The organism is Bifidobacteriaceae bacterium (assembly GCA_031281585.1).
Taxonomy (GTDB): Bacteria; Actinomycetota; Actinomycetes; order Actinomycetales; family WQXJ01; genus JAIRTF01.
The window spans coordinates 1-5,482 of sequence record JAITFE010000111.1 but is presented as its reverse complement, the minus strand read 5'-3'; the positions used below and the strand labels follow the sequence as shown (position 1 = coordinate 5,482).

At 66.0% G+C, this 5,482-nt stretch carries 5 protein-coding genes; all 5 read left to right on the top strand.

The annotated features are described in order from the left end of the window. The first annotated feature begins 341 nt into the window (after nucleotides 1-341). Nucleotides 342-1,031: a cell division ATP-binding protein FtsE gene (gene ftsE, locus LBC97_12325; GenBank protein ID MDR2566811.1), complete on the top strand. Its 690-nt coding sequence runs from the start codon at nucleotides 342-344 to the stop codon at nucleotides 1,029-1,031. After that, the gene (gene ftsX / locus LBC97_12320; GenBank protein MDR2566810.1) at nucleotides 1,031-1,951 is read left to right on the top strand and encodes a permease-like cell division protein FtsX; all 921 of its coding nucleotides are present in this window, start codon (nucleotides 1,031-1,033) and stop codon (nucleotides 1,949-1,951) included. Before ftsE ends, ftsX begins: the two co-directional genes overlap by 1 nt. Nucleotides 1,952-2,137: 186 nt before the next feature. Beyond that, entirely contained in the window at nucleotides 2,138-3,451 is a 1,314-nt protein-coding gene (locus LBC97_12315) for a peptidoglycan DD-metalloendopeptidase family protein (GenBank protein MDR2566809.1), read from the top strand. Nucleotides 3,452-3,496: 45 nt separating this feature from the next. Further along, complete coding sequence (gene smpB / locus LBC97_12310; GenBank protein ID MDR2566808.1) at nucleotides 3,497-3,967, top strand: SsrA-binding protein SmpB; 471 nt, start codon at nucleotides 3,497-3,499, stop codon at nucleotides 3,965-3,967. 236 nt (nucleotides 3,968-4,203) lie between these two features. Then, a partial coding sequence (locus tag LBC97_12305; protein MDR2566807.1) for an ABC transporter substrate-binding protein occupies nucleotides 4,204-5,482 on the top strand: 1,279 nt, incomplete at its 3' end.

The window sequence follows — 5,482 nt, the reverse complement described above, 5'->3', positions numbered from 1 at the left end:
GGGTGGCCGGGGGGGTGTACACCTGGAACTCTAAAACGGGGGCGGTCCTGTTTCGCCTCTGCTAAACAGCACCGCCCCGTTTTCCCTAATGGTCTACGCGTTCGGCCGGTGGCCGTGGTTGGCGGCGGACTTCTTGCGCGTGCGGCGCTTGCGGGCGCGTTTCGACATGTCTTGCTCCTGATCGCTTGGTTGGCCCCCTCGGGGGCCGGGCCGGTTGCCGGGGGACAGTCTATCCCGGCCGGGAGTCGGCTTTGACGGCGTGTCCCAGTCGGTCCGGCCACCGGCGGCGGTTACGCTGGCTGGGCCCGCATCCTATTCGCTGAGAGTTTACTGAGAGCCAATTGATCACATTCGAGAACGTCACCAAGATTTACGCTCGCGGAGCACGGCCGGCGCTGGACAGCGTCAGCCTGGAGATCCCGCGCGGTCAGTTCTGTTTCCTGGTCGGCGCGTCCGGTTCGGGCAAGTCGACGCTGCTGTCCCTGGTCCTGCGGGAGGAGCACATCACCTCGGGGCGGGCCTTTGTGCTGGGACAGGACATCGCCAAGATGCCGCAGCGCCGCATTCCCCGGTTCCGGCGCCAGATCGGGTCGGTCTTCCAGGACTTCAGGCTGTTGGAACGCAAGACCGTCTTCCAGAACGTGGCCTTCGCCATGCAAGTGATTGGCCGTCCCCGGCACGCCATCATGCGGACGGTGCCGGACGTGTTGGACCTGGTGGGACTGGCGGGCAAGGAGAAGCGGACGCCGCACGAGTTGTCCGGCGGCGAGCAGCAGCGGGTGGCGATCGCGCGGGCCGTGGTCAACCGGCCGCAGATCCTCTTGGCGGACGAGCCGACCGGCAACCTTGACCCCCGCACCTCCGAAGGCATCATGGCGGTGCTGGAACGGGTCAACCAGACCGGCACCACCGTGGTGATGGCGACACATGACGTGGGCCTGGTCGACCAAGCGCAGCAGCGCGTGGTCGAATTGGTCGAAGGCCGGATAGTCCGCGACGAGGCGTCCGGCTACTACGGGGGGGAGGCCTGATGCGGCTGCGGTTCGTTCTCGCGGAGATCTTTCACGGCTTCCGCCGCAACGCCTCCATGATCAGCGCGGTCATCCTGGTCACCTTCGTCTCGCTGAGCGCGGTCGGGGCGGCCCTGATGCTCCAGGGCCAGGTCGACAAGATCAAGGGCGCCTTCTACGCGGAGATGAAGGTGTCCATCTACCTTTGCCCCGCAGACGCCGTGGACGAGGGCAACTGCGCCTCCGGGGCGGTCACGGATGATCAGCGGCGGGCGATCGAGGAACGCCTCGAATCGCCTGAGCTGGCGCCTTACGTGGAGAAGACGGAGTTCCAGTCCGCCCAGTCGGTGTTCGACGAGTACCAGGAGCGGTTCGGCGGCAGCTACATGACCAACGAGGTCTCCGTTGACATGTTCGGGCCGGTCATCCACGTCACCATGACCGATCCGGACAAGTTCGAAGTGGTGACCGATGCCGTCGGGGCCATGCCCGGCGTCCTCCAAGCTATCGACCAATCGGATCTGTTTGACCGCTTGTTCGACTTGCTGTCAAAGGTCCGGTTGGCCGCCCTCGCGGTTGCCGCAGTGTTGGCTTTGGCGGCGATCCTGCTGATCACGACCACCATCCGCCTGTCCGCGTTGTCGCGCCAACGGGAGACCGGGATCATGCGGCTGGTTGGCGCCTCCAACCTGTTCATCCAGTTGCCGTTCATGCTGGAGGGGGCCGTGGCGGCGCTGTTGGGCTCCGTCTTGGCCGTTGGCGCGCTGTGGGGGGTGGCGGAGTTTTGGCTGGCGGACTGGGTGGAGAGGAACTTCGTCTTGGTCATGGGGAGCATCAATCCGGCCGACGCCCTGGCCCAGGCCCCGTGGCTGGTGTTGGGGGCGGTTGTGCTGGCGGGAGTCAGTTCGGCGCTGACCTTGCGCCGGTTCACCCGGGTGTGAGTGGTGTGGATCACTGTTGATCAGTGAGCCCCCTGTTGTTTGAGTGAGTGGAGTGTCGGCCAGACGCTGGTTTGGCGTTGCGGCTATCGTGATATGAGGACCGGTCGCGCCGACCTGGCCCCTTGACCGGGCCGAGACGCGCGTAGGCCAAGGGTGTGGGCAAGACGGACAGAAAGGGTTGAAGGGTTGAAGCGGTTTACCTCTCGGTTGGCCGGTCTGCTGACCGCCGCCTTGGCGGCGGTCGCGCTGGTGATCGGGATCACCGCCACGCCGGTGGCGGCCGCGCGGGACCGCGACGACATTGAGCGGGAACGGGCTGAGAACCAAAAGGAGCTGGAACAGCTCCGGGTGGAACTCGAGGGCACCTCGCAGGAACTCCAGGACGCCTACCTGAGGCTTGAGGCGGCCAACAAGGAGCTGCCGTTGGCTGAGGCCACCCTCGCGGCCGCCCAGGCCGAATACGCGGCCGCCCAGCAAGAGCTTGAGGAAACCGTCGCGGCGCTTGACCAGGCCGAGGCGCAGAGAGAAGAGGTCAGCGCCCAGTTGGCCGATGACATCGCCTTGATCGCGGAGTCCCGGCAATCGCTGGGGGCGCTGGCCCGCGATGCCGTCATGGGCCACGCCGCCGCCAGTTCGGACCTGATGGTGCTGTTGGGCGCGTCCTCGATCGATGACGCGGCCAAGGACCTGATGGCGGCCGGCACGGCCGCCCGGTCCCGCGAGGCGATCATCACCCGATCCCAACAATCGGCGGCGGTCAACAAGAACCGCAAGGCGCGCCTTGAGACCGTGACGGCCGAGATCGCTGAACTGCGAATCAAGGCCGAAGAGGCGGTGGCGAGAGCCGAGTCCGCCCGGAACGCGGCCGAGGAAGCCAAACGGGCGCTGGAAGAACTGACCGCCTCACTGGAACAGCTGGCCGCAGACTTGGAGGCGCAGAAAGAAGCCGCCCAGGCGAAGCAAGCCGAGGCGGAGGCGGAAGACCAGCGGCTCCGGGACGAACTTGACAAGGCGCTGGCTGAGGAAGCCAGGAAGGCCGGGCTGGCCCCCGGCGGCGGTGGCGGCGCCGCCCCCCCGCCGGCCACGCCCGGATTCTTCGGCCGCCCGCTGTCTTCGATTTCCGTGGCCTCGCCGTTCGGCTGGCGGATCCACCCGATCTCAGGCACCCGGCGCCATCACGACGGGGTCGACCTGTCCGCAGGCTGCGGCGCCCCCATCTTCGCCACCGCCGCAGGCACGGTCATCTACACCGGGTATTCCGGCGGCTACGGCAACCGGACCGTCGTCAGCCACGGCAACGTCAACGGCCAATTGATGTTCTCCACCTACAACCACCAGCAGAACGGCGGCATCCTGGTCTCGGTCGGCGAATCCGTCTCAAAGGGCCAGAACATCGGCCTGGTCGGGACCACAGGCGCCTCCACGGGCTGCCACCTGCACTTCGAAATCGGCGTCGGCTCCGCCACCGGCGTGGTCAACCCGATGAACTACATCTCCTGAGAACGGGGGACGGGCCCGCCGTTTCCGGGCTAGACTGTCGGCCTTATGACCAAGCAGCCGGGCAGGGTGGTGGTGGCGACCAACCGCAAAGCGCGCCACGAGTACCACCTCGACGCGACCCTCGAGGCGGGCCTGGCGTTGACCGGAACCGAGGTCAAAGCGCTGCGCGCCGGCGCGGCATCGTTGGTGGACGGCTGGGTGTCCTTCGACGGCGGCGAGGCGTACCTCGAAGGCGTCCACATTCCGGAATACGTCCAGGGCACGTGGACCAACCACACGCCCCGGCGTAAGCGCAAACTGCTTTTGCACAAGGATGAAATTCGGCGGTGGGCCGCCAAAACCAACGAGGCGGGAGTGACGGTGGTGCCGCTGCAGCTCTATTTCAGCGGCGGGCGGGCCAAAGTCGAAATCGCGCTGGCGCGCGGCAAACGGGACTGGGACAAACGCCAGGCCCTGCGGGAACGCCAAGACAATCTGGAGGCCCAGCGGGCCATGCGGTCGCGCACGTTCCGCTGACCGTCCGGGCGGCCCAAGACTGCAGGCGGCGGCCGGATTCCAGGCCGATTTGCGGGGGCGGCGGGGCTTCGCCCAAATGTTGCGACCTGACAACGATTACGGCACAAACGGCCGATTGCGGCCAAGCGCCCAGATTCGACGCCTATTGTTGAGCCCAATGGTTCGGGCCCCGACGCGAACGCGCCTGGGCCTCACACCCTCGAAGGAACCGCGCTTAAGCAGAAAGCGAGTGAGTTATGAGATATAGGCGCAGAAAACTAGTCGCCGCCGGAGCAGCCGCCGCGGCGCTGGCTTTGGCCATCACCGGTTGCCAAACCCCGGCCACGAATGACGCTGGGACCAAGAGCAATGAGCCCGTCGCGAAGGGGGGCACCGTCACCGTCGGCTGGAACCAGCCTCTGTTCTCCATGAACTACATGTCCACCAACGGCCATGCGACCGCCAACTATGTGATCACCTACATGACGCGGGCCAACTGGGCGTATTACGACCCGGACCTGAACTTCGTCAAGAACGAGGCCTTCGGCGCTATGACCGTCGACTCGGAAGACCCGCTGACCGTCACGCAGACCATCAGCCCGGACGCCAAATGGTCGGACGGCACGCCGTTGGACGGCTCCGACCTGCTGCTTGAATGGGCGGCCCGCTCCGGCGTGTTCAACGACGTGGCCGAAGGCGACGTCGAATACGACGAAGACGGCACTATTGTCAACGTCACAGAAGGCAAGGTCTACTTCGACGCCGGCGACCCGGCGGTGGCGCTCATCCAGGACACGCCGACCATTTCCGAGGACGGCAAAGCCGTGACGTTCGTCTACTCGAAGCCGTTCGCCGACTGGCAGTACAACTTCTTTGACTATCCGCTGCCCGCCCACGTGGTCGGCAAGCGGGCGCTTGGGATCACCGATCCGGCTGAGGCCCAGGCCGCCGTCGTCGCGGCCATCCAAGACAAGGACGCCGCCGCGCTGGCGAAAATCGCCAAGGTCTGGAGCTTCGACTTCGACATCAACGCCATGCCCCAGGGCGAGGACGCCGAGTTGGTGCTCTCCTGCGGCCCAATGCTGGTGAGCGACTACGTGGAAGGCCAGTACGTCACCCTGAGGAAGAACCCCGACTTCACCTGGGGCACCCCCGCCAAAGTCGACGAGATCATCGTCACCTACAATGAGGACCCGATGGCCCAGGTGCAGGCGCTCAAGAACGGCGACGTCGACATCATCCAGCCGCAGGTCACAGCCGACGTGTTGTCGGCCGTCCAGGACGCTGAGGGAATCAAGCACGAATCCGGCTACGAGGGCACCTACGAGCATGTCGACCTGACCTACACCAGCGGCGGCCCGTTCGACCCGGCCACCTACGGCGGCGACGCCGAAAAGGCCAAGCAGGTGCGCGTCGCCTTCCTCAAGACCATCCCGCGCCAGAAGATCGTCGACACCATCATCAAGCCGACCCAGCCGGACGCGGAGACCCGCGACTCCTACAACTTGGTGCCGGGTTCGCCCACGTATGACGCGA